At 71.4% G+C, this 22697-nt stretch carries 23 protein-coding genes; 9 read left to right on the top strand and 14 right to left on the bottom strand.

Annotation, left to right across the window (positions count from 1 at the left end):
* Window positions 1–91 precede the first annotated feature (91 nt).
* Window positions 92–382 carry a hypothetical protein gene (locus ACNPQM_RS15640; RefSeq protein WP_418084449.1) on the top strand — a complete coding sequence of 97 codons (291 nt, stop codon included), beginning with the start codon at window positions 92–94 and terminating at the stop codon, window positions 380–382.
* A 107-nt stretch (window positions 383–489) separates the two neighbouring features.
* On the opposite strand, the gene ACNPQM_RS15635 is transcribed toward ACNPQM_RS15640, so the two are convergent.
* The 5 genes from ACNPQM_RS15635 to afsQ1 all read right to left on the bottom strand — a co-directional run bounded on the left by ACNPQM_RS15635 (window position 490) and on the right by afsQ1 (window position 4413).
* Complete coding sequence (locus ACNPQM_RS15635; RefSeq protein ID WP_358859579.1) at window positions 490–693, bottom strand: PspC domain-containing protein; 204 nt, start codon at window positions 691–693, stop codon at window positions 490–492.
* Window positions 694–787: 94 nt separating this feature from the next.
* Window positions 788–1342 (bottom strand): VanZ family protein, encoded by a 555-nt coding sequence (locus tag ACNPQM_RS15630; protein ID WP_358859578.1) that lies wholly within the window; start codon window positions 1340–1342, stop codon window positions 788–790.
* A gap of 235 nt (window positions 1343–1577) precedes the next feature.
* Entirely contained in the window at window positions 1578–2204 is a 627-nt protein-coding gene (locus ACNPQM_RS15625; protein WP_418084448.1) for a hypothetical protein, read from the bottom strand.
* Entirely contained in the window at window positions 2201–3739 is a 1539-nt protein-coding gene (locus tag ACNPQM_RS15620) for an ATP-binding protein (protein ID WP_418084447.1), read from the bottom strand. Before ACNPQM_RS15620 ends, ACNPQM_RS15625 begins: the two co-directional genes overlap by 4 nt.
* The gene (gene afsQ1 / locus ACNPQM_RS15615; protein ID WP_208857454.1) at window positions 3736–4413 is read right to left on the bottom strand and encodes a two-component system response regulator AfsQ1; all 678 of its coding nucleotides are present in this window, start codon (window positions 4411–4413) and stop codon (window positions 3736–3738) included. Before afsQ1 ends, ACNPQM_RS15620 begins: the two co-directional genes overlap by 4 nt.
* 181 nt (window positions 4414–4594) lie before the next feature.
* Here afsQ1 and ACNPQM_RS15610 point away from each other — a divergent pair, with 181 nt between their 5' ends.
* Window positions 4595–5383: a SigE family RNA polymerase sigma factor gene (locus ACNPQM_RS15610; protein WP_358859575.1), complete on the top strand. Its 789-nt coding sequence runs from the start codon at window positions 4595–4597 to the stop codon at window positions 5381–5383.
* 170 nt (window positions 5384–5553) lie between these two features.
* On the opposite strand, the gene ACNPQM_RS15605 is transcribed toward ACNPQM_RS15610, so the two are convergent.
* The gene (locus tag ACNPQM_RS15605; RefSeq protein WP_358859574.1) at window positions 5554–6273 is read right to left on the bottom strand and encodes a response regulator transcription factor; all 720 of its coding nucleotides are present in this window, start codon (window positions 6271–6273) and stop codon (window positions 5554–5556) included.
* Entirely contained in the window at window positions 6270–7454 is a 1185-nt protein-coding gene (locus tag ACNPQM_RS15600; RefSeq protein ID WP_358859573.1) for a sensor histidine kinase, read from the bottom strand. The genes ACNPQM_RS15605 and ACNPQM_RS15600 overlap by 4 nt, the downstream gene beginning before the upstream one ends.
* A gap of 145 nt (window positions 7455–7599) precedes the next feature.
* Here ACNPQM_RS15600 and ACNPQM_RS15595 point away from each other — a divergent pair, with 145 nt between their 5' ends.
* The 3 genes from ACNPQM_RS15595 to ACNPQM_RS15585 are packed head-to-tail and all read left to right on the top strand — an operon-like array spanning window position 7600 to window position 10843.
* Window positions 7600–8532: an ABC transporter ATP-binding protein gene (locus ACNPQM_RS15595; RefSeq protein WP_418084446.1), complete on the top strand. Its 933-nt coding sequence runs from the start codon at window positions 7600–7602 to the stop codon at window positions 8530–8532.
* Entirely contained in the window at window positions 8529–10070 is a 1542-nt protein-coding gene (locus ACNPQM_RS15590; protein WP_418084445.1) for an ABC transporter permease subunit, read from the top strand. The genes ACNPQM_RS15595 and ACNPQM_RS15590 overlap by 4 nt, the downstream gene beginning before the upstream one ends.
* Entirely contained in the window at window positions 10067–10843 is a 777-nt protein-coding gene (locus ACNPQM_RS15585) for an ABC transporter permease (RefSeq protein WP_358859570.1), read from the top strand. Before ACNPQM_RS15590 ends, ACNPQM_RS15585 begins: the two co-directional genes overlap by 4 nt.
* Before the next feature lie 79 nt (window positions 10844–10922).
* Here ACNPQM_RS15585 and ACNPQM_RS15580 read toward each other — a convergent pair whose 3' ends face one another.
* A complete protein-coding gene (locus tag ACNPQM_RS15580; protein ID WP_358857811.1) occupies window positions 10923–11621 on the bottom strand; it encodes a uridine kinase family protein in 699 nt (232 codons plus the stop codon).
* A 64-nt stretch (window positions 11622–11685) separates the two neighbouring features.
* Here ACNPQM_RS15580 and ACNPQM_RS15575 point away from each other — a divergent pair, with 64 nt between their 5' ends.
* Window positions 11686–12090 carry a hypothetical protein gene (locus ACNPQM_RS15575; protein WP_418084444.1) on the top strand — a complete coding sequence of 135 codons (405 nt, stop codon included), beginning with the start codon at window positions 11686–11688 and terminating at the stop codon, window positions 12088–12090.
* A 69-nt stretch (window positions 12091–12159) separates the two neighbouring features.
* On the opposite strand, the gene ACNPQM_RS15570 is transcribed toward ACNPQM_RS15575, so the two are convergent.
* Genes ACNPQM_RS15570 through deoC form a run of 3 tightly spaced genes read right to left on the bottom strand, consistent with a single transcriptional unit; the run spans window position 12160 to window position 15504 of the window.
* Entirely contained in the window at window positions 12160–13107 is a 948-nt protein-coding gene (locus tag ACNPQM_RS15570; RefSeq protein WP_418084443.1) for an aldehyde dehydrogenase family protein, read from the bottom strand.
* Window positions 13097–14536, bottom strand: coding sequence for an aldehyde dehydrogenase family protein (locus ACNPQM_RS15565; RefSeq protein WP_418084442.1), 1440 nt, complete (start codon window positions 14534–14536; stop codon window positions 13097–13099). Before ACNPQM_RS15565 ends, ACNPQM_RS15570 begins: the two co-directional genes overlap by 11 nt.
* 5 nt (window positions 14537–14541) lie before the next feature.
* Window positions 14542–15504, bottom strand: a complete 963-nt coding sequence (deoC, locus tag ACNPQM_RS15560; RefSeq protein ID WP_358857815.1) for a deoxyribose-phosphate aldolase — start codon at window positions 15502–15504, stop codon at window positions 14542–14544.
* Between the two features lie 136 nt (window positions 15505–15640).
* Between deoC and ACNPQM_RS15555 the strand changes: the two genes are divergently transcribed.
* Window positions 15641–16276, top strand: coding sequence for a PH domain-containing protein (locus ACNPQM_RS15555; RefSeq protein ID WP_358857816.1), 636 nt, complete (start codon window positions 15641–15643; stop codon window positions 16274–16276).
* A gap of 413 nt (window positions 16277–16689) precedes the next feature.
* Here ACNPQM_RS15555 and ACNPQM_RS15550 read toward each other — a convergent pair whose 3' ends face one another.
* The 3 genes from ACNPQM_RS15550 to ACNPQM_RS15540 all read right to left on the bottom strand — a co-directional run bounded on the left by ACNPQM_RS15550 (window position 16690) and on the right by ACNPQM_RS15540 (window position 19803).
* Window positions 16690–18330 (bottom strand): phospho-sugar mutase, encoded by a 1641-nt coding sequence (locus ACNPQM_RS15550; protein WP_418084501.1) that lies wholly within the window; start codon window positions 18328–18330, stop codon window positions 16690–16692.
* A 108-nt stretch (window positions 18331–18438) separates the two neighbouring features.
* On the bottom strand, window positions 18439–19263 hold the full coding sequence (locus ACNPQM_RS15545; RefSeq protein ID WP_358857817.1) for a purine-nucleoside phosphorylase: 825 nt from the start codon (window positions 19261–19263) through the stop codon (window positions 18439–18441).
* A gap of 102 nt (window positions 19264–19365) precedes the next feature.
* Window positions 19366–19803, bottom strand: a complete 438-nt coding sequence (locus ACNPQM_RS15540; RefSeq protein ID WP_358857946.1) for a gamma-glutamylcyclotransferase — start codon at window positions 19801–19803, stop codon at window positions 19366–19368.
* Between the two features lie 274 nt (window positions 19804–20077).
* On the opposite strand from ACNPQM_RS15540, the gene ACNPQM_RS15535 reads away from it, so the two are divergent.
* Together ACNPQM_RS15535 and ACNPQM_RS15530 are read left to right on the top strand one after the other, a co-directional pair.
* A complete protein-coding gene (locus ACNPQM_RS15535; RefSeq protein WP_358857818.1) occupies window positions 20078–21517 on the top strand; it encodes an NAD(P)H-quinone dehydrogenase in 1440 nt (479 codons plus the stop codon).
* 187 nt (window positions 21518–21704) lie between these two features.
* Complete coding sequence (locus tag ACNPQM_RS15530; RefSeq protein WP_358857819.1) at window positions 21705–22667, top strand: DeoR/GlpR family DNA-binding transcription regulator; 963 nt, start codon at window positions 21705–21707, stop codon at window positions 22665–22667.
* Window positions 22668–22697: the final 30 nt, after the last annotated feature.

The following is a 22697-nucleotide window of genomic DNA, read 5'->3' as shown; positions in this document are numbered from 1 at the left end:
GTTCGGCGTATCCGGCATGTTTGCGGGACCGGCTGTGGGCTGACTAATTTGCGGAGCTGCTCACATCCCCTTCCCCAAGGATGAATTCCACATGAAGCAGTCTGCTGCCAGGACTCTCGGTGTCGCCGCTCTCGGCGCCGCTTTCGCCGCTGCCGCCGCCGGTACCGCTTCCGCGTCCGTGCTGCCCGCCGCCGGCTCCGCGCTGGGGACCGCCACCCAGAGCCTGCCGATTCAGGACACGGCCACCAAGCTCCTCGGCAGCGGTCAGACGAAGGTCGTCCACGACGTCACCTCGCCGCTGGGGGGCCTGCTCGGCGGACTGCCCGCCGACGGCGTCAAGGCCAACGGTCTGTCGACCAACGGTCTCCCGCTCGGCGGCTGACCCTCCCCGCACCCCATGCACGTGGGGCGGACACCCCGACCGGGTGTCCGCCCCACGTGTGCGTCCAGGGACCAGGGGGTGTCCGGCCAGGATCCGCCGGACATTCCCTACCAGTCGGTCGCCGCCGACGACCCCTCGGCCGGCAGGAGCAGCCACAGCGCCAGGTAGAGCAGGAACTGCGGGCCGGGCAGCAGGCAAGAGACCAGGAAGATCACGCGCATCGTCCCGGCGGACGTGCCGAAGCGCCGTGCCAGCGCTGCGCACACTCCGCCGATCATGCGTCCGTCACGGGGGCGGGCAAGTGCGGCCATGGTGGGCTCCTTCGTGAACCGTCTGCTGAGGAGCAGCTCCGTCGTGCTCCCGATGTCTCCATGGTGGCTCCGTGAACGGGGGCAAAGCGTCGCTCTACGGTGCGATACCGACCCTGGAAATCGTCGGGGTCGACCCCTGAGAGCCTTCCTCCCTCTGGCGGGGAATCGTCCCGCGCACCAGTTGCTCCTGCTTCCGGCGGCGCAGCCGCTTCCGGAACACCGGCACCACCAGCAGGTGGGCCAACGCCACCCCGACCGTGTTCAGCAGCAGCGAGTCGACATCGACGACCTGCCCCGGCACCCCGGTCTGCGCCAGCTCGATGGACAGCGAGATCAGCGACCCGGCGGCGACGGTACGCGCCAGCGAGGCCCACGGGGAGACGTAGAGCCGGCCCCCGGCCATCGGCAGCAGCACTCCCAGCGGTGCCAGCAACAACAGTCCTTCACCGATCCGGTGCGCCGCCTCGGCCGGGCCGAGGGACAGGTCCGCCTTGATGCCGGCGAGCGGTTGAAGATTCGCGGCTGTCACCCATGGGACGTCCAGCGGGCGCAGAGTCAGCCACCCGACCAGCAGCAGATGCGCGAGGAGGAGAAACCCCCCGGCCGCGCGGAAGCGGATGACGGCCTGGCCGTCCGAACCTTGACCCACGCCCCCCAAGACGCCCCTGCCGGCGGGATCGGTTCCGCCTCCGCCCCAGGAAACCCGGGCGGGGGCGGCGGGTTCACGGCCTCCCCCGCGACAGGGAGTGGTCCGCGGCGACATGCGACTCTGCCTGCGGCGTCGCCGTCGGTCACGGGCGCTCCACGCCGGCTCCGTCCCCCGCCCCGCCGTCGAAGCCGCACGACGCCGCTCGCCGATCCACTTCCTGTCGCGGGGGACGCCGTCAGGGCAGCTTGAACGCGGCGAGCGTCGGCACGGACTTCGGCCGGGCCTTCGTCTCCGAAGTGCACAGATAGCCGCGCGGCGGGTAGTTCCCCGGTCCGCCGAGCAACACCGTGCCGTCCGGGGCGAGCGACTCGCTCTCCGAGTAGGTGCACACGATCTGCGCCAGCGCCTGCGGCGTCAGGTCCTCCGGCTGCTCGCTGAGCCGCAGCGCGGCCGCCGGATCGCCCCGGCGCGCCTCGCTGATCCGGAGCGTCGTCGGCACGGTCGTGGAGAAGCCGGCCTGGCGCTCGTCGACGGCCGGTTCCCGCTGCAGCTCGTCGAGGAGGGCCTGCGCCACCTGGATCCGGTCCGACTTCTCTTCGTGGACCTGCACCGCGCGGTCCACCGTGACCAGCTGCGAGGCGCAGACCAGATATATCTGGACCGGGATGCCCTTCAGCGCCTGTGTGCTGACGTCCTCCGCGGACATCGAACACGGCACCCGCGACGGCGCGGCCCCGGCGTCGACCGGCACCGAGGTGGTCCTGATCCCGCACCCGGCGGCCAGCAGGGCACAGACGACGGCGCCGGCCAGCGCCCTGGCCGAGCGGCGCGCCCGGGACCTGCCACGGTTGCTGCGCGTCACGTCGCGTCCCCCTCTTCGTCCTGGACTTCCGCGTCGTGATCCTGCGCGGTGCGGGTGAGCTGTTCGGCATCGCGCGGCAGCCGCAGGACGAACACCGCGCCGTCACCGTCCGGCGAGTTCGCCGCGGTGATCTCACCGCCGTGGATGTGCGCGTTCTCCACGGCGATCGACAGACCCAGCCCACTGCCCTCGGAACGCGGCCTGGACGCACTGGCCTTGTAGAAACGGTCGAAGACGTGCGGCAGGACGTCCTCGGGAATGCCGGGGCCGTGGTCGCGTACCTCGATGACGAGTTCGTCGCCCTCGGTCCGTACCGCGACCCGTACCGGCGAACCGCCGTGCTTCAGCGCGTTGCCGATCAGATTGGCCAGGATCACATCGAGCCGGCGCGGATCGAGGCGGACCATCAGGCCGCGCTCGGCGTCCAGATCCACCGCGTCCAGCCAGGCGCGGGCGTCGATGCAGGCGGTGACCTGGTCGGCGACATCGACCGTGTCGAGGACGAGCCGGGCGGTACCCGCGTCGAAGCGGGTGACCTCCATCAGGTTCTCCACCAGGTCGTTGAGCCGCCGGGTCTCGCTGACCACGAGGTGCACGGCGGGCGCGATCATCGGGTCGAGGCTGTCGGCCTCGTCCTCCAGCACCTCGGCGACCGCGGTGATCGCGGTGAGCGGCGTCCGCAGTTCGTGCGACATGTCGGCGACGAACCGGCGGCTGGACTCCTCCCGCGCGCTCATGTCCGCGACCTTCTTCTCCAGCGAACTCGCGGCCTTGTTGAACGTGCGGGAGAGGTCGGCGAGTTCATCGGTGCCGGACACCACGAGGCGGGTGTCGAGTTTCCCCTCGCCCAACTTGCGCGCCGCGTCACCGAGCCGCTGCACCGGCCGCAGCACCGTCGTCGCGGCGGCCTGCGCCAGCAGCGCGGAGCCGACCAGGGCGAGAGCCGTGGCGATCCCCAGCGACCACGCAAGGGAGTTGAGGTCCTGCCGTTCCTGGTCGAGCGACTTCAGCATGTAGCCGGTCGGACCGCCGCCGATGATCTTCGTCCCGGCCACCAGGTACGGCGTACCGCGGATCGAGGTCCGCTGCCAGAACAGGTGGTACGCGTACTTGTTGCCCGCCTCCACCGGCTGCTTCCGGCTGACCTGCTGCTGCAGCGAGAGCGGCACGTTGTCGAGCGTGAACGAGTCCAGATCGGAGTTGCCCACGATCGGCTTGCCGCCGTCACGCGTGTCGACGAGCAGCACGCTGTAGCCGGGGCTGCTGCTCGCCATCTGCACGGCGGTGTTCTGCAGGTCGTCCTTGGTCGGGCGCAGGGGCAGCGAAGCCGCCCGGTTCTGCATCTCCTGCCGGAAGTCCCCGAGCGCCGCATCCTGCGTCCGCGTCAGGACCGCCTCGCGGTTGAGCCAGTACGCGATTCCCGAGGCCGACACCGCGGCGGTCAGCGCCACCAGTGCGAACACGACGACGAGCCGCAGCCGCAGACTGGTCCAGCGAAGTCCGGCGAGCAGACTGCGTTTGGCGGCAGCACTCACTGAGGCGAGTCCAGCCGGTAGCCCACGCCGCGCACGGTACGGATCAGGGTCGGCGAGGACGGCACGTCCTCCACCTTGGCGCGCAGCCGCTGCACACAGGCGTCGACCAGCCGCGAGTCACCGAGATAGTCGTGCTCCCAGACCAGCCGCAGCAACTGCTGGCGCGACAGGGCTTGCCCGGGGCGACGGCTCAGTTCGAGCAGGAGCCGCAACTCGGTCGGTGTGAGCTGCAGGTCCTCCCCGTTCTTCGTCACGGTCATCGCGGAACGGTCGATGACCACGCTCCCGAACGTCGCCGAGTCCGTGGACTCGCGCTCACCGCGGCGCAGCACCGCACGGATCCGGGCGTCGAGCACCCGGCCCTGCACGGGTTTCACCACGTAGTCGTCGGCGCCGGACTCCAGCCCGACCACGACGTCGATGTCGTCGCTGCGCGCGGTCAGCAGAATGATCGGCAGCTGGTCCGTGCGCCGGATGCGGCGGCACACCTCGAAACCGTCGATACCGGGCAGCATCACATCCAGCACGATCAGGTCCGGCCGCTGCTCGCGCAGCAGTTTCAGGCCGTCCTCTCCCGTTGCCGCGGTGGCCACACGGTGGCCCTGGCGCGACAGCGAGAGTTCGAGGGCCGTGCGGATGGCGTCGTCGTCCTCGATCAGCAACAGGAAAGGCACGGAGGTCATTCTGGCCCATGGTGGAGCTTCAGTTCGACACATGAAGCGCTCTCATACATCCGGCGCACCGGTGGGAGGACCTGTGACAGGTCTGTGACAGTCGGCGGACAGTGCCATGAAACACCCCGGGCAAGCTCATTGGCACAGGGAACGGACGGACTCCACCGACGGGGGGCGCGGGATGAACGCACTGCACAGCACGACCACAAGCGCAGTTGTCACGCGTCTCCACGACGTCGGCAGGGGCACCGAGAAGTCCGGCACCGGAGGGGGAGCCTCCCTGCTCGAACGGAACCGGGAGCTCGGGGGCAGCCGTGGGTGCATGCGTGGCGCCGGGCGTCAGCACACGGCCTGTATGACGGTGGTCGACGCACCTGCGGCAGTCGGCGGGGGAGCCGCGTACGGGGAGGTCATGGGGGAGCGGACGTCCCGGACGGAGAGCTCGGACGCCGAAGCGGCGTTCACGGCCTACGTCCAAGAGCGCCGTGCCTCCCTGTACGCAACCGCCTACCACCTGACCGGTGACCGGTTCGAGGCCGAGGACCTGCTGCAGAGCGCCCTCTTCTCCACGTACCGGGCGTGGGACCGGATCAGTGACAAGGCGGCGGTCGGCGGGTACTTGCGCCGCACCATGACCAATCTGCACATCAGTGCGTGGCGCCGACGCAAGTTGAACGAATACCCGACCGAGGAACTGCCGGAGACGGTGGGCGACACGGACGCGATGCGCGGTACGGAACTGCGTGCCGTGCTCTGGCAGGCGCTGGCGCGACTGCCGGAACTCCAGCGCACGATGCTGGTCCTGCGGTACTACGAGGGGCGCACGGACCCCGAGATCGCGTCGATACTCGACATCAGTGTCGGCACGGTGAAGTCGAGCATCTGGCGGTCGCTGCGGCGGCTGCGCGAGGACGAGGTGCTGAGCTTCGGCCGTGACGAGGAGGAGTCCTTCGGCGAGCTGGTGGCCTGAAGGCAGCGGGGGATCCGGGGACTGCTGCTTCGGGGGAAGCGGTGGGCTTACGGGGGAACGCAGCGGGGTCGGATGGGCCGGGGGGTCCTGTCCGGCCCTGCGGTGCGTCCGGGGCGGAGCGGGCGCGGAGGTCAGGAGGCCTCGCGGGGCTCGGCCCAGGAACTCGGTCCTCAATCGCGCGACGGTCCCGGGGCCGGGGTTCTGCCCCGGGAGCCCGGGACGACCAGGCCCGATTCGTAGGCCGTCACCACCGCCTGGGTGCGGTCGCGCAGGGCCAGTTTGGCCAGGATCCGGCTGACGTGCGTTTTCACCGTCTCCTCCGTGATCAGCAGGCGCGCCGCGACCTCGGGGTTGGACAGGCCCTCCGCCACCAGGCGCAGGACCTCCGTCTCCCGGGGGGTGAGTGCGGCGAGCTCCACCGCGGGTACGGGGTCCGGCGCGCGGTGCTGGGCGGCGAATTCGCTGATCAGGCGGCGGGTGACCGTCGGTGCCAGCAGGGCCTGGCCGGCCGCGATGACGCGCACCGCGTCGAAGAGCCGCTCCGCGGTGACGTCCTTGAGCAGGAAGCCGCTGGCTCCGGCGCGCAAGGCGTCGTACACGTACTCGTCCAGGTCGAACGTGGTCAGGATGAGGATGCGGGGGCCGTCCGGGCCCGACACGGCCAGTTGTCTCGTCGCTTCGATGCCGTCCGTGCCCGGCATCCGTACGTCCATGAGGACCACGTCGGGCCGAAGACCCGCGCACGTCCGTACCGCCTCGGCACCGTCGCACGCCGTGCCGACGACGGTGAAGTCCGGCTGCGTGTCCAGCAGCGCGGCGAAGCCCGTACGGACGACCTGGTGGTCGTCGGCGACGACGATCCGTACGGCGGGCTGTGGCTCGCTGCTCATCCGGTGGTCTCCGCGTGGGTCGGCAGTTCGGTCTCGACGAGGAAGCCGCCGCCGGGCGCGGGGCCGGTGCGCAGTTCGCCGCCGACCGTGGCGGCACGCTCGCGCATGCCGGACAGGCCGTGGCCGCCCGCGGGCGGCGCGGGAGGCGGGCCCGGGCCGTTGTCGCGGATGCGCAGGGCGAGGGTGCCGGCGGTGTAGTGCAGTTCCACGTCGACGGCGGCGCCCGGTGCGTGCCGCCGGGCGTTGGTGAGGGCTTCCTGGACGATGCGGTATGCGGCGAGCTCGACGCCCGGGTCGAGCGCCGCCTGCCGGCCGCGGACGATGAGCCGGGTGCCCGTCCCCGACGCGTCCCGGGCCTCGTCGAGCAGGTCGACCAGTTGTCGCAGGCCCGGCTGCGGCTGCCGGTCGGCCGTATCGGACCCGGTGTCCTCGCGCAGGACGCCGAGCAGCCGGCGCATTTCGGTCAGTGCCGCCCGCGCGGTGTCGCCGATCGACGACAGCCGCTGCGCTCCGGCGGCGGGCATCCCGGGGGTGGTCAGCCGGGCCGTCTCCGCCTGGACGGCGATCATGGAGATGTGATGGGCGACGACGTCGTGCAACTCGCGGGCGATCCGGGCGCGTTCGGCACGTGCCGTGTGTTCGAGCAGGGTGCTCGTCATCGCCCGGTGTGCGGCGCTGTGGGTGAGTGCCTCGCCGCGGGCCCGGCGGGCGATACCCGCCCAGGCCGCGACCGGGGCGAGCGAGGCCAGCAGCACGGTGAGGACGCCGGTTTCGGAGTGCGCCGGGGCGAGCCGGGCGAGGGCGAGCGGCAGGAACGGCATGGCGAGGAGCGCCGCCGACCGCGGTGAGCCCGCACGGCCCAGCCGGTGCAGGACGATCAGCTGGGCGCAGAGCCCTGCGACGGTCAGCGAGCGGAACGGGGCCAGCGACAGCACGGTTGCCGCAGTGACCGACGCGGCGGCCGCGGCAGGACTCAAGAACACCGAGGGCAGCGTGGTGGCCAGCGCGAGCAGGCCGATGAGCAGACCGAACCGGACCGTGACGCCGCTGTCGAACGTCCGCGCGAACGACTCGGTCACCGCGAGCAGCGCCAGGACCGTCCCGGCCACGGCAGACGTACGAGGGCCGGCGCCGATGCGCCGCCCCCACTCGGCCCGTCCGCTCCACCGGTGCTCGTCCACGTCCGTCATTCTTGCCGCAGGTGGCGCACCCCGGCATCCCTCTCATGAGGGACCTGCGGCACCGGACATCCCTCCTGTCAGGGAGGGCAGAAGTCGCTGTCCGGCGTGACGACCGCGGGGCACTCTGCTGCCTAGCCTGCCGGACATGGAAGCAACCGTGGAAGTCACCGGCCTGCGCAAGCGCTACGGGCCGACCACCGCGCTGGACGGGATGACATTCACCGTCAGGCCCGGACAGGTCACCGGCTTCGTCGGGCCCAACGGCGCCGGCAAGTCCACCACGATGCGGGTCATCCTCGGCCTGGACACGGCCGACGAGGGCACCGCGCTGATCGGAGGTCAGCCGTACCGGAACCTGCGGAACCCGCTGAACCACATCGGGGCGCTGCTGGACGCCGCCGCACTGCAGCCGGGCCGGACCGCCCGCAACCATCTGCTGTGGCTCGCCCACTCGCAGGGCCTCGGCGCGCGGCGGGTCGACGACGTCATCGAGCAGGCCGGCCTGGGGCCGGTCGCCGGGCGCCGGACGGCGGGTTTCTCGCTCGGCATGCGGCAGCGCCTCGGGATCGCCGCCGCACTGCTCGGCGACCCGCCGGTGATCATGCTGGACGAGCCGTTCAACGGCCTGGACCCGGAAGGCATCGTGTGGATGCGCGACTTCCAGCGTGCGCTGGCCGCGCAGGGCCGGGCGGTGCTGCTGTCCAGCCACCTGATGAGCGAACTGCAGGACACCGCCGACCATCTGGTGGTGGTCGGACGTGGCAGGGTCATCGCCGACACCAGCGTGCGCGAGCTGATCGGGACCGCGTCCGGCGACCGGGTCACGCTGCGGACCTCGGCACGGTCGGAGGCGATGACGGCGCTTACGTACGCCGGAGCCACCGTGGCGGCCACGGACCGTGACACCCTCACCGTCTCCGGGCTGGCGGCGGAGCACATCGTGACGCTGCTCGGTGAGAGCGGGGTGCCGTTCGCCGAAGTGTCCGCGCACCGCGCGACCCTGGAGGAGGCGTACATGGAACTCACCCGGGACGCGGTCGAGTTCCGCGCCACGGCGGCCGAGGAGCCGGCCCGATGACCCTGACCACGACGTCGTACCGCTCCGGGACGCCGGCCGTGCACGCCGGGTTCGCCCAGCAACTGCGTGCCGAGTGGACCAAGTTCCGGACGGTACGGGGCTGGGTCGCCGGACTCGCGGCCGCGGCGCTGGTGATCGTCCTGATCGGGCTGATCGGCGCCCACACCGAGCGGCCCACCTGCGAGGACCCGAACCAGCCCTGCACCGGTGCCAGGGGTCCGGGCGGCGAGGCCGTGACGGACCGGTTCTACTTCGTGCACCAGCCGCTGACCGGGGACGGCAGCATCACCGTACGGATCATGTCGCTGGCCCCGGACGGCGCGAAGGGCGGGCTGCCGCCGTGGGCGAAGGCGGGGATCGTCCTGAAGGCGGGCGACCGGGCGGGGTCGGCATACGCGGCCGTCATGGTCACCGCGGGCCACGGCGTGCGGATGCAGCACAACTACACGCATGACACAGCCGGTGCCCCCGGCGCCGTCTCCGCCGCGTCCCCGCGCTGGCTGCGGCTGACCCGGTCCGGGGACACGGTGACCGGCTACCAGTCGGCCGACGGGGCGCGCTGGACCGCGGTCGGTACCGCGCGCCTGACCGGACTGCCCTCGCAGGTGCAGGCCGGGATGTTCGCCGCCTCGCCGCCCGCCACGGAGTCGACGAGCGAGAAATTCGGCGGGCTGAGCAACCGCGGGGCGCCCACTCGGGCCACGGGTGTCTTCGACCACGTCGCTCTCAGCGGCGCGGAGTCCGGGGACGCGGCGTGGCACGGTGAGCAGATGGGCGGTCCCGCCGACGACTTCGCGTCGGACGGCACGTTCCACCGGGTGGACGGCACATTCACCGTCACCGGGTCCGGCGACATCGCACCGGCCGTGGGCGGGCCCATGACCGCAGGCGGTCAGACCATCGAGCGCAGCCTGACCGGCACATTCGTCGGGCTGATCCTGGTGATCGTCGTCGGGGCGACGTTCATCACCGCCGAGTACCGGCGCGGACTGATCCGCCCCACCCTCATGGCGAGCCCGCGGCGGGGCAGGGCGCCGGCCGCGAAAGCCGTCGTCCTCGCCGCCGTGACCTTTGTGGCCGGGCTGCCCGCCGCGGCGGCGGCGGTGCTGCTCGGTGAATGGCTGGTGCGCCCCGGTGGCTTCGACTTCCCGGTCGGCACGCTCACGGAGCTGCGCGTGGTGGCCGGTACGGCGGCCCTGCTCGCGGTCACCGCGGTGCTCGCCCTGGCCGTCGGCACCGTACTGCGGCGCAGCGCCGGGGCGGTCACCCTGGTGTTCGCGGCGATCGTCCTGCCGTACATCCTCGCGACCGCCTCGATCCTGCCGGCCGGGCCCTCGCAGTGGCTCCTGCGGGTCACCCCGGCAGCGGGCTTCGCCGTTCAGCAGAACATGCCGCAGTACGCGCAGGTGGACAGCGACTACACACCGGCCTTCGGTTACTTCCCGCTGCCGCCGTGGGGCGGATTCGCGGTGCTGTGCGGGTGGACGGCTGTCGCGCTGGGTGCGGCGGTGTTCATGATGCGCCGGAGGGACGCATGAAGCAGACCCTGCACGCGGAGTGGACGAAGCTGTGCACCGTGACGGCCCCGGGGCGGCTGCTCCTTGCCTTTGTCGTGGTCACGGTGGGGGTCAGTGCCGCGACGGCCGCCGCCGCAAAGTGCCCGTCGACGGGCTGTCACCAGGACGTCGTCAGGCTCGGTCTGACCGGGATCCTTCTCGGGCAGACGGTCATCGCCGTCCTGGCCGTGCTGGTGATCAGCGGCGAGTACAGCACGGGGATGATGCGCACCACCCTGATGGCGACACCGCGCCGGTTCACGGTCCTGGCCGCGAAGTCGGCCGTCCTCACGGGGGTGGTGTTGGTCGCCGGGGCGGTCGCGGTGTTCGGCTGCCTGCTGGCGGCGGGGCTGATCCTGCCGGGCAACGGATTCACGACGGCGCAGGGCCGGGCGATGCTGTCCCTGACCGACGGTCCGACGCTGCGCGCGGCGGCCGGGACGGTGCTGTACCTGGTGCTGATCGGCCTGCTCGGCCTGGGCACCGCCACCGCGGTCCGGGACCCGGCGGCGGCGGTCGGGGTCGTACTCGGCCTGCTCTTCGTCCTCCCGATCCTCACGCAGCTGGTCACCGACCCGGACTGGCACCGGCACCTGCAGCAGATCGCCCCGATGACGGCGGGGCTCGCCGTTCAGTCCACGACCGGTGCCGACAGTCTTCCCATTGGCCCGTGGGCAGGGCTGGGGGTGCTCACGGGATGGGCCGCGGCCGCGCTGCTGGGAGGGGGGCTGGTCCTGAGGCTGCGGGACGCGTGAGCCCCCGGCGTACGGGACAGCCCTTAGGGGGTGTCCGGAAAGGATTGCCGCGAGCCGGTGAACCTTTCGGGTCGCAGCACTAGCGTGCCACCGGTGCCCGTCGGCACCGCCCTGCCGCAGCCGCCGCCAGGCGCCCGAGCGCCTCCTGCTTCCCGCACGGGTGAGCGCCCAGCGCCGTCTGCCGCGCCACGATCCGCCGCTCCGCGCGCATCAGCCGCCATCCCCGTCGCAGCAGGAACGGCACGGACTTGCGGCCCTCGCGCAGATCCCGCAGCAGCCGGCGGCGGAACGTTGTCGTCGGGCGGCCGCGCAGGCAGAGCGCGTCCGCCAGGACACCCAGTTCCTGGCACCGTTCGACTATGTCCGCCGCGAAGATGCCCTCGGCCACGAACAGCGGCGTCCGCTCGATGTGGAACGCCTCGTGGTCGATCCGGGAGCTGGTCGCGATGTCGTACACCGGGACGTGTGTACGCCCCGTGCGGCACAGCTCCGTGATGGCGGCGACCGCGGCATCCGCGTCCCAGGACTGTGCGGAGTCCCAGTCGATGTCCGAACTGCCCGGTACCAGCGGCAGTGTGGGGTCGTCGCCCTCCTTGTAGAAGTCGTCCAGGCGCAGCACCGGAAGGTCGGTGCGGGCGGCCAGTGAGGACTTGCCGGAGCCGGAGGGGCCCGCGAGCAGTACGACGCGGGTCGGGATCGGTTGGGAATTCACAGGACACGAGTGTGAGGCATTGACCCGCGCAGGGGATCCCCCGGTGCCCGTGTTGGTATCCAGCATCACACCTCAACTACTCTACGTACGCAGACGATTACTCGATCGATATCGATCAGGCGGGAATTCCATGGCACGACATGCACTTTCCAGGTCCCGGCGCCGCGCGCTGCTGCGCGCAGGTCTGACCGTCACCGCGGTGGGCGCCGCGCTCGGTGCGGGGGGTGCGGCGGCCCAGGCGGCGCCGCTGCCCGTCGCTCCGGCCCCGGGTGCCGACAGCAGCCTCGACGCGGTCGGTGAGGCGACCGGGAGCGCGGTGACCGGGGCACTCGGACACGGGGTCTCTCCGGTCACGAACCTTCAGCTCGACCCGCTGGCCAAGACGGGTGTGGACCCGCTGAACAACAGGGCGGGGGCGCGGATCGCCGACTTCGAGCCGGTCTCCACGGGCGTCGTCACCGACCCGCTGAGCAACGGTGGTGCGCTGAACGACCAGCCGTTGGTGGGGCAGGTGACGGGGTTGATGCACGGCTGATCCCGGCGCACAGGGCTGCGGCCCGCCCCTCCGCGGTGTTGTCGGAGGGGCGGGCCGCAGCCGTGTCGGTCAGTAGGACGAACCCGAGGCGCCGAGCGCGCCCGTGGGGTGCCAGACCGTCTTGGTCTCCAGGAACGCCGTCAGGCGGTCCGTGCCCGGATCTGCCGACCAGTCGTTTCCGTCCACAGCCTGTGGACGGGCGGCGCCCTGTGCTTCCTCCTCGGGGTGGTGGCGGAAGGCGGCTGGGCGGAGAACGCGCTTCAGGTTGTCCGCTGCCGCGATCTCCAGCTCCTTCGCCAGACCGCTGTCGGCGCCCGTGAGATCGATCGCGTTCACGTCCTGGTGGGACGCGAGCGGGGCCGCGAGCTCCGCCGTCTTCCCGGACAGGATGTTCACCACACCGCCCGGCAGGTCGGAGGTGGCCAGCACCTCGCCCAGGGACAGCGCCGGGAGCGGGGCGTCGGCGGACGCGACGACGACCGCCGTGTTGCCGGTCGCGATCACCGGCGCGACGACGGAGACCAGACCCAGGAACGACGACTTCTGCGGCGCCACGACCGCGACCACACCCGTCGGCTCGGGCGTGGACAGGTTGAAGAACGGGCCCGCGACCGGGTTCGCCCCGCCCACGATCTGGCCGATCTTGTCGGTCCAGCCCGCGTACCAGACCCAGCGGTCGATCGCCGCGTCCACGACGGCCGCCGCCTTGGACTTCGACAACCCCTCCGCGTCCGCCACTTCCCGTACGAACTGGCCCTTTCGGCCCTCCAGCATCTCCGCGATGCGGTAGAGGATCTGACCGCGGTTGTACGCCGTCGCGCCCGACCAGCCGCCGAACGCCTTGCGGGCGGCCACGACCGCGTCCCGTGCGTCCTTGCGGGAGGACTGCGGGGCGTTCGCCAGCCACGTGCCCTTGGAGTCCGTCACCTCGTACACCCGGCCGCTCTCGGAGCGGGGGAACTTGCCCCCGACGTACAGCTTGTAGGTCTTGAAGACGCTCAGACGGTTATCGGACATCGAGGTACGCCTCCAGGCCGTGACGGCCGCCTTCGCGGCCGAAGCCCGACTCCTTGTATCCGCCGAACGGCGAGGTCGGGTCGAACTTGTTGAACGTGTTGGCCCAGACGACGCCCGCCCGGAGCTTGCTCGCCACCGCGAGGATGCGGGAGCCCTTCTCCGTCCAGATGCCGGCCGACAGGCCGTACTGGCTGTTGTTGGCCTTGGCCACCGCCTCGTCCGGCGTACGGAACGACAGAACGGAGAGCACCGGGCCGAAGATCTCGTCGCGCGCGACGGTGTGCGCCTGGGTGACGTTCGTGAACAGCGTCGGGGCGAACCAGTAGCCGGAGGACGGGAGTTCGCACGGGGCGGACCAGCGCTCGGCGCCCTCCGCCTCGCCCGTCTCGACCAGTGCCGTGATCCGGGAGAGCTGTTCCGCGGAGTTGATCGCACCGATGTCGGTGTTCTTGTCCAGCGGGTCGCCGAGGCGCAGCGTGGACAGCCGGCGCTTCAGGGAGTCCAGCAGCTCGTCCTGGATCGACTCCTGCACGAGGAGGCGCGAGCCTGCGCAGCAGACCTGCCCCTGGTTGAAGAAGATGCCGGTGACGACGCCTTCGACGGCCTGGTCGATCGGGGCGTCGTCGAAGACGATGTTGGCGCCCTTGCCACCGAGCTCCAGGGTGACCTTCTTGTCGGTGCCCGCGATCTGGCGGGCGATGGCCTTGCCGACCGCGGTCGAGCCGGTGAAGGCGATCTTGTTCACGTCCGGGTGCTCGACGAGGGCCGCACCCGCGTCGCCGTACCCGGTGAGGATGTTCACGACGCCCTTCGGCAGCCCCGCCTGGCGGCAGATGTCCGCGAAGAAGAGCGCGGAGAGCGGGGTCGTCTCGGCGGGCTTCAGGACCACGGTGTTGCCGGTGGCGAGCGCCGGGGCGATCTTCCACGCCAGCATGAGCAGCGGGAAGTTCCACGGGATGATCTGGCCCGCGACACCGAGCGGGCGCGGGTTCGCGCCGAAGCCCGCGTGGTCCAGCTTGTCGGCCCAGCCCGCGTAGTAGAAGAAGTGCGCCGCGACCAGCGGGAGGTCCGCGTCACGGGTCTCCTTGATCGGCTTGCCGTTGTCGAGGGTTTCGAGAACGGCGAGCTCGCGGGAGCGCTCCTGAATGATCCGGGCGATCCGGAAGAGGTACTTGGCGCGCTCGGAGCCCGGCAGTGCCGACCACTTCTCGAATGCCTTGCGGGCTGCCTTCACGGCCCGGTCGACGTCCGCGGCGCCGGCCTGTGCGACCTCGGAGAGCACCTCTTCGCTGCTCGGCGAGACCGTCTTGAAGACCTTGCCGTCGGCCGCGTCGGTGAACTCGCCGTCGATGAAGAGGCCGTACGAGGGCGCGATATCGACGACCGAGCGCGACTCGGGGGCGGGGGCGTACTCGAATGCAGATGCCATGGGGATCAGTCCACCGTCACGTAGTCGGGGCCGGAGTAGCGGCCCGTGGCCAGCTTCTGGCGCTGCATCAGCAGGTCGTTGAGCAGACTCGACGCGCCGAAGCGGAACCAGTGGTTGTCCAGCCAGTCCTCGCCGGCGGTCTCGTTGACCAGGACGAGGAACTTGATCGCGTCCTTGGAGGTGCGGATGCCACCGGCGGGCTTCACACCGATCTGCACCCCAGTCTGCTCCCGGAAGTCGCGCACGGCCTCCAGCATCAGCAGAGTGTTCGCGGGCGTGGCGTTGGTCCCCACCTTGCCGGTCGACGTCTTGATGAAGTCCGCGCCCGCCAGCATGCCGAGCCAGGAGGCGCGGCGGATGTTGTCGTAGGTGGACAGCTCGCCGGTCTCGAAGATGACCTTGAGGCGGGCGTCGGTGCCGTCGGCACGGGCGCACTCGGCCTTCACGGCGAGGATCTCCTCGTACACCTTGAGGTAGCGGCCGGAGAGGAAGGCGCCCCGGTCGATCACCATGTCGATCTCGTCGGCCCCGGCGGCCACGGCGTCGCGGACGTCCGCGAGCTTCACGTCGAGCGCGGCGCGCCCGGCGGGGAAGGCCGTCGCGACGGACGCCACCTTCACGCCGGAACCGGCCAGCGCGGCGGTGGCCGTCGCCACCATGTCGGGATAGACGCAGACCGCGGCGGTGCGCGGGGTCGTCCGGTCGGTCGGGTCGGGATTGACGGCCTTGGCGGCGAGAGCCCGGACCTTGCCCGGGGTGTCCGCGCCTTCCAGCGTCGTCAGGTCGATCATCGAGATGGCGAGGTCGATGGCGTACGCCTTGGCCGTCGTCTTGATCGAACGGGTTCCGAGAGACGCAGCGCGCGCTTCGAGGCCGACGGCGTCGACGCCGGGCAGCCCGTGCAGGAAGCGGCGCAGCGCACTGTCGGACGCGGTGGCGTCGGAGAATGCGGGTGCAGTGGTGGGCATGGTCACCAGGGGAGCATATCTACGCGCGTAGCAGCCTGTACAGGGGGGAGGGGATACCGGCGTGGGGGCGCGGTGCCGTTCGGGTGCGGGGTGGCCGCTCCGGCGGCGCCCCCGCACGTCAGGCAGAATCGGCCACATGACGAGCCCCACACCGCCCACCGAGCCGACCTACGCCGACCGGACCTTCCGGTCACCTGCCGGGATGGCGGGCGGTGTCCTGCTGCTCCTGCTGGTCGGCTGGCTCGGCGTGGATGCCCTGATCAGGGGTGACGGGCGGACGCCGTGGCTGGCCCTGGCCGGGCTGCTGACGGCTGTGCCGCTGATCGTCGCGTTCACGCTGCGCCCGGTCGTGTCGGTGAACAAGGAGCGGATCCGGATCCGCAACCCGTTCCGGACGATCACGGCGCCGTGGGCGGCGGTCGCGGATGTGCGCGCCGGGTACTCCACCGAACTGTTCACCCAGGACGGCGCGAAGTACCAGCTGTGGGCGGTGCCGGTGTCGCTGCGGCAGCGCAAGAAGGCGGCACGGCAGCAGTCGCGCCAGTCGCAGGACGACCCGTACCGGCGGACGTCGGTGCATGCGGATGTGCGGGACACGAAGGCGCGGCTGGCTGCGGCCGATCAGACGGTGGCGGATCTGCGCGAGATGGCCGAGCAGGGCGGGGGCGGCGCGGGTGGTGCCGAGGCGGTCGTCGTGCGGTGGGCGTACGAGGTGATCGCGCCGTCGGTCGCGGGGGCTGTGCTGCTGGTGGTGCTGCTGGCGCTGGGCTGAGGACCGTTCCGTCGTCGCCGGCAGGCGCACGACGACAGTCGCGGCAGCTCGCCGCGCTGCCGGAGCGCCCGGACATGTCCTGTGTGAGGACGCCTCTCCGGCTGGCGACGCACCGCATCTGACGCCGCGCGCCGATCCGGGAGGGATGACCGGACAGCCCTGAAGCGGGGCGGGAACGGCGCACCGGACCGCGGGGCCCCGGCCCCGTACGCCACCGCCTCCCGTGACCGGCGGCTGCGCGGCACGGGAGGCGGGGACAGTGGGAGCGGCCGGGGAGCATCGGACAGCAGGGGCGGCCCGGCGCGAGGACAGCGGTCACCCCTTTTCCCGCCTCGGTCCGCTGATCGGGAAAGGAGGCGGAAGGCTGCGGCAACTGCCGTCACCGATTCCCCCGTGCGAGGTGGCGCCTCCGCTCAGATCCCGGCGGCCGCCGACAGATCCCTCTTGATCCCCGCGAGCAGTTCGGCGCCCTTGGCCCGCGCGGCGGGCAGCTCGTCCGCAGTACCGACCGGCACCACGACCTCCAGGTAGCACTTGAGCTTCGGCTCGGTGCCGCTCGGCCTGACGATCACCCGGGCGCCCTGCAGGTGGTAGCGGAGTCCGTCGGTGGGCGGCAACTGCTCCGTGCCCTCCGACAGATCCTCGGCCGAGGTGACGGCGAGCCCCGCGAGCGCGCTCGGCGGTGCCTCGCGCAGCCGCCGCATGGCGTCCGCGATGACCGACAGGTCTTCCACCCGGACCGACAACTGGTCGGTGGCGTGCAGCCCGTGCTCGACCGCGAGGTCGTCGAGGAGGTCGAGGAGCGTGCGCCCCCGCTCCTTGAGCACGGAGGCCAGCTCGGCGACGAGCAGCGCGGCCGTGATGCCGTCCTTGTCACGGACGCCGTCGGGGTCGACGCAGTAGCCGAGCGCCTCCTCGTACCCGTACCGCAGGCCGTCGACACGGGCGATCCACTTGAAGCCGGTCAGCGTCTCCTCGTATCCGTTCCCCGACTTCTCGGCGATCCGGCCGAGCAGCGACGACGACACGATCGACTCGGCGAAGACCCCGGTGGCACCGCGGGCGACCAGATGGGCGGCGAGCAGCGCGCCGACCTCGTCGCCGCGCAGCATCCGCCAGCCGCCGTCCACGGACGGGTCCGGGACGGCGACGGCGCAGCGGTCGGCGTCCGGGTCGTTGGCGATGACGATGTCCGGGTGCGCGCGCCGGGCGGTGGCGAACGCGAGATCCATCGCCCCCGGCTCCTCCGGGTTCGGGAATGCGACCGTGGGGAACGCCGGGTCGGGCTCGGCCTGCTCGGCGACGAGCACCGGCTCCGGGAACCCGGCGCGGGCGAAGGCCGCGGTCAGGACGGACGTGCCGACGCCGTGCATGGCGGTGTACACGACCTGGGCGGTACGCGGGGACCCGGCGCCGAGCACCGCGTCCGTACGGGCCAGATAGGCGTCCAGGACCTCGTCGCCGAGGATCTCCCAGCCGCTCTCCGGCCGGTCCACGCCGGCCAGCGGGCCGACCGCGGCGATCGCGTCGGCGATCTCCCCGTCCGCCGGGGGCACGATCTGCGAACCGTCGCCGAGATAGACCTTGTAGCCGTTGTCGCGCGGCGGATTGTGGCTCGCGGTCACCTCGACGCCCGCGACGGCGCCCAGGTGGCGTATGGCATACGCCAGGACGGGGGTCGGGAGCGGGCGGGGGAGGACCGCCGCGCGCAGCCCCGCACCGGTCATCACGGCCGCCGTGTCGCGGGCGAAGTCGGCGGACTTGTACCGGGCGTCGTACCCGATGACGACGGTGCCGCCGGTCTGCCCCTTCGCCTTCAGATGGGCGGCGAGCCCGGCGGCGGCGCGGATGACGACGGACCGGTTCATCCGCATCGGCCCGGCCCCCAGCTCACCGCGGAGCCCGGCGGTACCGAACTGCAGCGTGCCGGCGAACCGTGCGGCGAGCGCGTCGAGGTCCTCGGCGTCGATGAGCTTGGCGAGCTCGTCGCGGGTCTCGGGGTCGGGGTCCTCGGCGAGCCAGGTCCTGGCCTGCGTGATGAGGTCCTGCTGCACGGTGTCCGCCTTTCTGCGGGGTGAGGTGTTGTCCGGGTACGGGTGGGTGGCACGCAGCGCGGGGCCCTCCCGGGTGGGAGACACCGCCCGCGGCAGGGCGACGCCCGGTCAGATACGGTCGAGCACCCGCGCGAGCAACGACCCCATCCGGGTCGCCGAGTCCCGTCCTGCCTGCAGTACCTCTTCGTGGTTCAGCGGCTCGCCGCTCAGCCCGGCGGCCAGGTTCGTGACGAGCGAGATGCCCAGAACCTCCGCCCCCGCCTCCCGCGCCGCAATGGCTTCGAGCACCGTGGACATGCCGACCAGGTCGCCGCCCATGACCCGGACCATGTTGATCTCGGCCGGGGTCTCGTAGTGCGGACCGGGGAACTGCACGTACACGCCCTCTTCGAGGGTGTCGTCGACCTCCTTGCACAGCGCGCGCAGCCGCGGCGAGTACAGGTCGGTGAGGTCGACGAAGTTGGCGCCGACGATCGGGGACGCCGCGGTCAGGTTGATGTGGTCGCTGATCAGGACCGGCTGTCCGGGGCGCATGCCCTCGCGCAGACCGCCGCAGCCGTTCGTCAGGACGACGGTCTTGCAGCCGGCGGCGACGGCGGTACGGACCCCGTGCGCGACGGCGGAGACGCCGCGGCCCTCGTAGAAGTGCGTGCGGCCGAGGAAGACCAGGGCGCGCTTCTCGCCGATGCGGTACGAGCGGATCGTGCCGCCGTGGCCCTGGACGGCGGGTGCCGGGAAACCGGGCAGTTCGGTCACCGGGAATTCGGCTTCCGGTGTGCCGAGCGCGTCGCCTGCAGGTGCCCAGCCGGAACCCATCACGAGGGCGACGTCGTGGGTCTCGGCACCGGTCAGCTCGCGCAGGCGGGCAGCGGCGGCGGCAGCGGCGGCGTGCGGGTCGCCCTGAATGTTGTCCGGAATAACAGATGCGTTCACGCGGAAGAGGGTAGCCGGTGATTTCCTACGCGCGTAGATGTCTTTGCGCCGAGTCTGCCCGTGCCTGCTTGTACATTCATGCAAAAGTGCTGGTCCGGCGGGTCAGCAGGGGCGTTTGCGCAGTTCCATCACATAGTCGTGCGGCGCGCCTGCCGACTCGGCGGCGTCCGCGATCTCGCCCAAGTAGCGGGCGGACGGCAGCCCGCCCTCGTACCCGTTCAGTACATACATCCAGGCCGGCTCCTCGCCGTCCAGGGTGTGCACCCGGACCCGCATCCGCCGGTAGATGTCGAGACCGACACCCTCCCAGCGGTCCATGGAGTCCTCGTCCATCGGCGCGAGGTCGTACAGCGTCACGAAGACCTGCGAGCGCGGCGCCTCGACCACCGTGGCCAGCGCGCCTTCCCAGCCCATCTGCTCCCCGCCGAAGGTCAGCCGCCAGCCGTTGAGCCAGCCCGTGCCGCGCAGCGGGGAATGCGGTGCGCGGCGCGTCATCAGCCGCGCGTCGAGGTTGCCGGCGTACGCGGCGTAGAGCGACATGGGATCGAGGGTACGGGAGGTGACCCCGGGAGCGGCGATTCCCGTGCGGAAGACCCCGGTCGGCGCCTCCGGGGAGAACCGGTGGAAGCCTCGGTGAGGGGACCTCACCGCCCTCCTTCCGCGGTCCTGGCTCCCGTATGGAGGGCCCCGGGGCGAAGCATGTTGGCGCGTGCGGGACAATGGAGTACGTACTGCATACCCCCGGGGTGATCCCCCGGACCCCCGGCCGGGGCGGCAGACGGCCGCGGGATGAGATACGCGAGGCGGACTTTTCGTGACCCGGATCGTGATCATCGGCGGCGGACCCGGCGGCTACGAGGCGGCACTGGTGGGCGCCCAGCTCGGCGCGGAGGTGACCGTCGTCGACTGTGACGGCCTCGGCGGCGCGTCGGTGCTCACCGACTGCGTACCCTCGAAGACCCTGATCGCGACGGCAGAGGTGATGACCACCTTCGACTCTTCGTACGAGGAGCTGGGCATCATCGTCGCCGACGACACGCCGTACGTCGAGCAGGCGGCGCGGGTGGTCGGTGTCGATCTCGGCAAGGTCAACCGACGGGTGAAGCGCCTGGCGCTCGCCCAGTCCCACGACATCACCGCCTCCGTCACCCGTGCGGGGGCCCGGGTGACGCGCGGCCGCGGACGTCTGGAAGGCCTCCAGGCCGCAGACGGCTCCCGTACGGTCGTCGTGACCGCGGCCGACGGCACGGAGGAGAGGCTCACCGCCGACGCCGTGCTGATCGCGACCGGCGGCCACCCCCGGGAGATCCCCGACGCACTCCCCGACGGCGAGCGCATTCTGAACTGGACCCAGGTCTACGACCTCGACGAGCTCCCCGAGGAGCTCATCGTGGTCGGCTCCGGTGTCACCGGAGCCGAGTTCGCCGGTGCCTACCAGGCGCTCGGTTCCCGCGTCACGCTCGTCTCGTCCCGCGACCGGGTGCTGCCGGGCGAGGACCCGGACGCGGCCGCCGTGCTGGAGGACGTCTTCCGGCGCCGTGGCATGAACGTCATGGCCCGCTCCCGCGCCCAGGCGGCGAAGCGGGTCGGCGACCGGGTCGAGGTCACCCTCGCCGACGGCCGGGTCATCTCCGGTTCGCACTGCCTGATGGCGGTCGGCGCGATCCCGAACAGCGCGGGCATGGGCCTGGAGGAGGCCGGGGTCAGGCTCAAGGAGTCCGGCCACATCTGGACCGACAAGGTCTCCCGCACCAGCGCCCCCGGCGTGTACGCGGCCGGTGACGTCACCGGCATCTTCGCGCTGGCCTCGGTCGCCGCGATGCAGGGCCGGATCGCGATGTACCACTTCCTCGGCGACGCGGTGGCCCCGCTGAATCTGAAGACGGTCTCCTCGAACGTCTTCACCGACCCCGAGATCGCCACCGTCGGCTACTCCCAGGCCGACGTCGACTCCGGCAAGATCGACGCCCGGGTCGTCAAGCTGCCGCTGCTGCGCAACCCGCGCGCCAAGATGCAGGGCATCCGCGACGGCTTCGTCAAGATCTTCTGCCGGCCCGGCACCGGCATCGTGGTCGGCGGCTGTGTCGTCGCGCCGCGGGCGAGCGAGCTGATCCACCCCATCTCGATCGCAGTCGACAACAATCTGACGGTGGAACAGATCGCAAACGCTTTCACTGTGTACCCGTCCCTGTCGGGATCGATCGCGGAAGTGGCTCGTCAGTTGCACACCCGTAAGCTCACGGGCGAGGCATAAGCGCCTTCGAGGGCCCGGCATTCCCCGGCAACCCCTGGCAACTCAGGCGGCCGGGAAGCCACCGGACGATCAGTACGGGACAACAACGGGGCCGCCTATATCACTTGGCGGCCCCTTGTATGTACAACTTCTGTTAATCGGCGCAAACTGCTGAAAACTCTCGGGTGGTCACGTTACTGTCAGTTTCGTGTTCGCTGCAGAACGTCGTCAACTGATCCTCGAAATGGTGCGCGCCAACGGGGCGGTATCGCTCCGTGAGCTCGCCCGCGTCGTCCAGACCTCCGAAGTAACCGTACGGCGGGACGTGCGGGCACTGGAGGCAGAAGGACTCCTCGACCGCCGGCACGGCGGTGCGGTTTTGCCGGGCGGTTTTACGCGGGAGTCCGGCCTTCCGCAGAAATCCCATCTCGCCACCGCGGAGAAGACGGCCATCGCCGACCTGGCCGCCGGTCTCGTCGAAGAGGGCGAGGCCATCGTGGTCGGAGCCGGTACGACCACGCAGGAGCTGGCCCGCCGGCTCGCGCGGATCCCCGGCCTGACCGTCGTCACCAACTCACTGCTGGTCGCCCAGGCGTTGGCCCATGCCAACCGGGTGGAAGTGGTGATGACCGGAGGCACCCTGCGCGGTTCCAACTATGCCCTGGTGGGCAGCGGTGCGGAGCAGTCGCTCCAGGGGCTGCGGGTGTCACGCGCGTTCCTGTCCGGGAGCGGACTCACCGCGGAACGGGGGCTGTCCACGTCCAACATGCTCTCGGCGAGCGTCGACCGGGCGTTGGTGCAGGCCGCCGCGGAGGTGGTGGTCCTGGCGGACCACACCAAGCTCGGCTCCGACACGATGTTCCAGACGGTGCCCACGGACCTGATCACCCGTCTGGTGACGGACGAACCTCCGGCCCACGACGAGCGGTCCGCCACGGAGTTGCAGGCGCTGGCCGACCAGGGCGTACAGATCGCGGTGGCCGGGGCGGGGATGGGCCCGGTCGGGACCGACTCCCACCCGCCGGGGCGCCAGGCGCGCCGCGACATGCCCCTGCCCGGTCAGCGCCGCACGCATGGCGGCCCGGGGCCGCAACTGCGCAGCGCGGCTTCGACCCTGACGGATCAGTCCTCGGGCGACCGGGCCCGCGTGGCGGACCTGCGTCGCCGCTGAGTCAATCGGGGCAATGCCCCGAACCTCAGC

The sequence above is a fragment of the Streptomyces sp. NPDC056231 genome (assembly GCF_048270745.1).
GTDB lineage: Bacteria > Actinomycetota > Actinomycetes > Streptomycetales > Streptomycetaceae > Streptomyces.
Note: the sequence above shows the minus strand (reverse complement) of the source record. Positions and strands in the feature narration are given on the sequence as shown.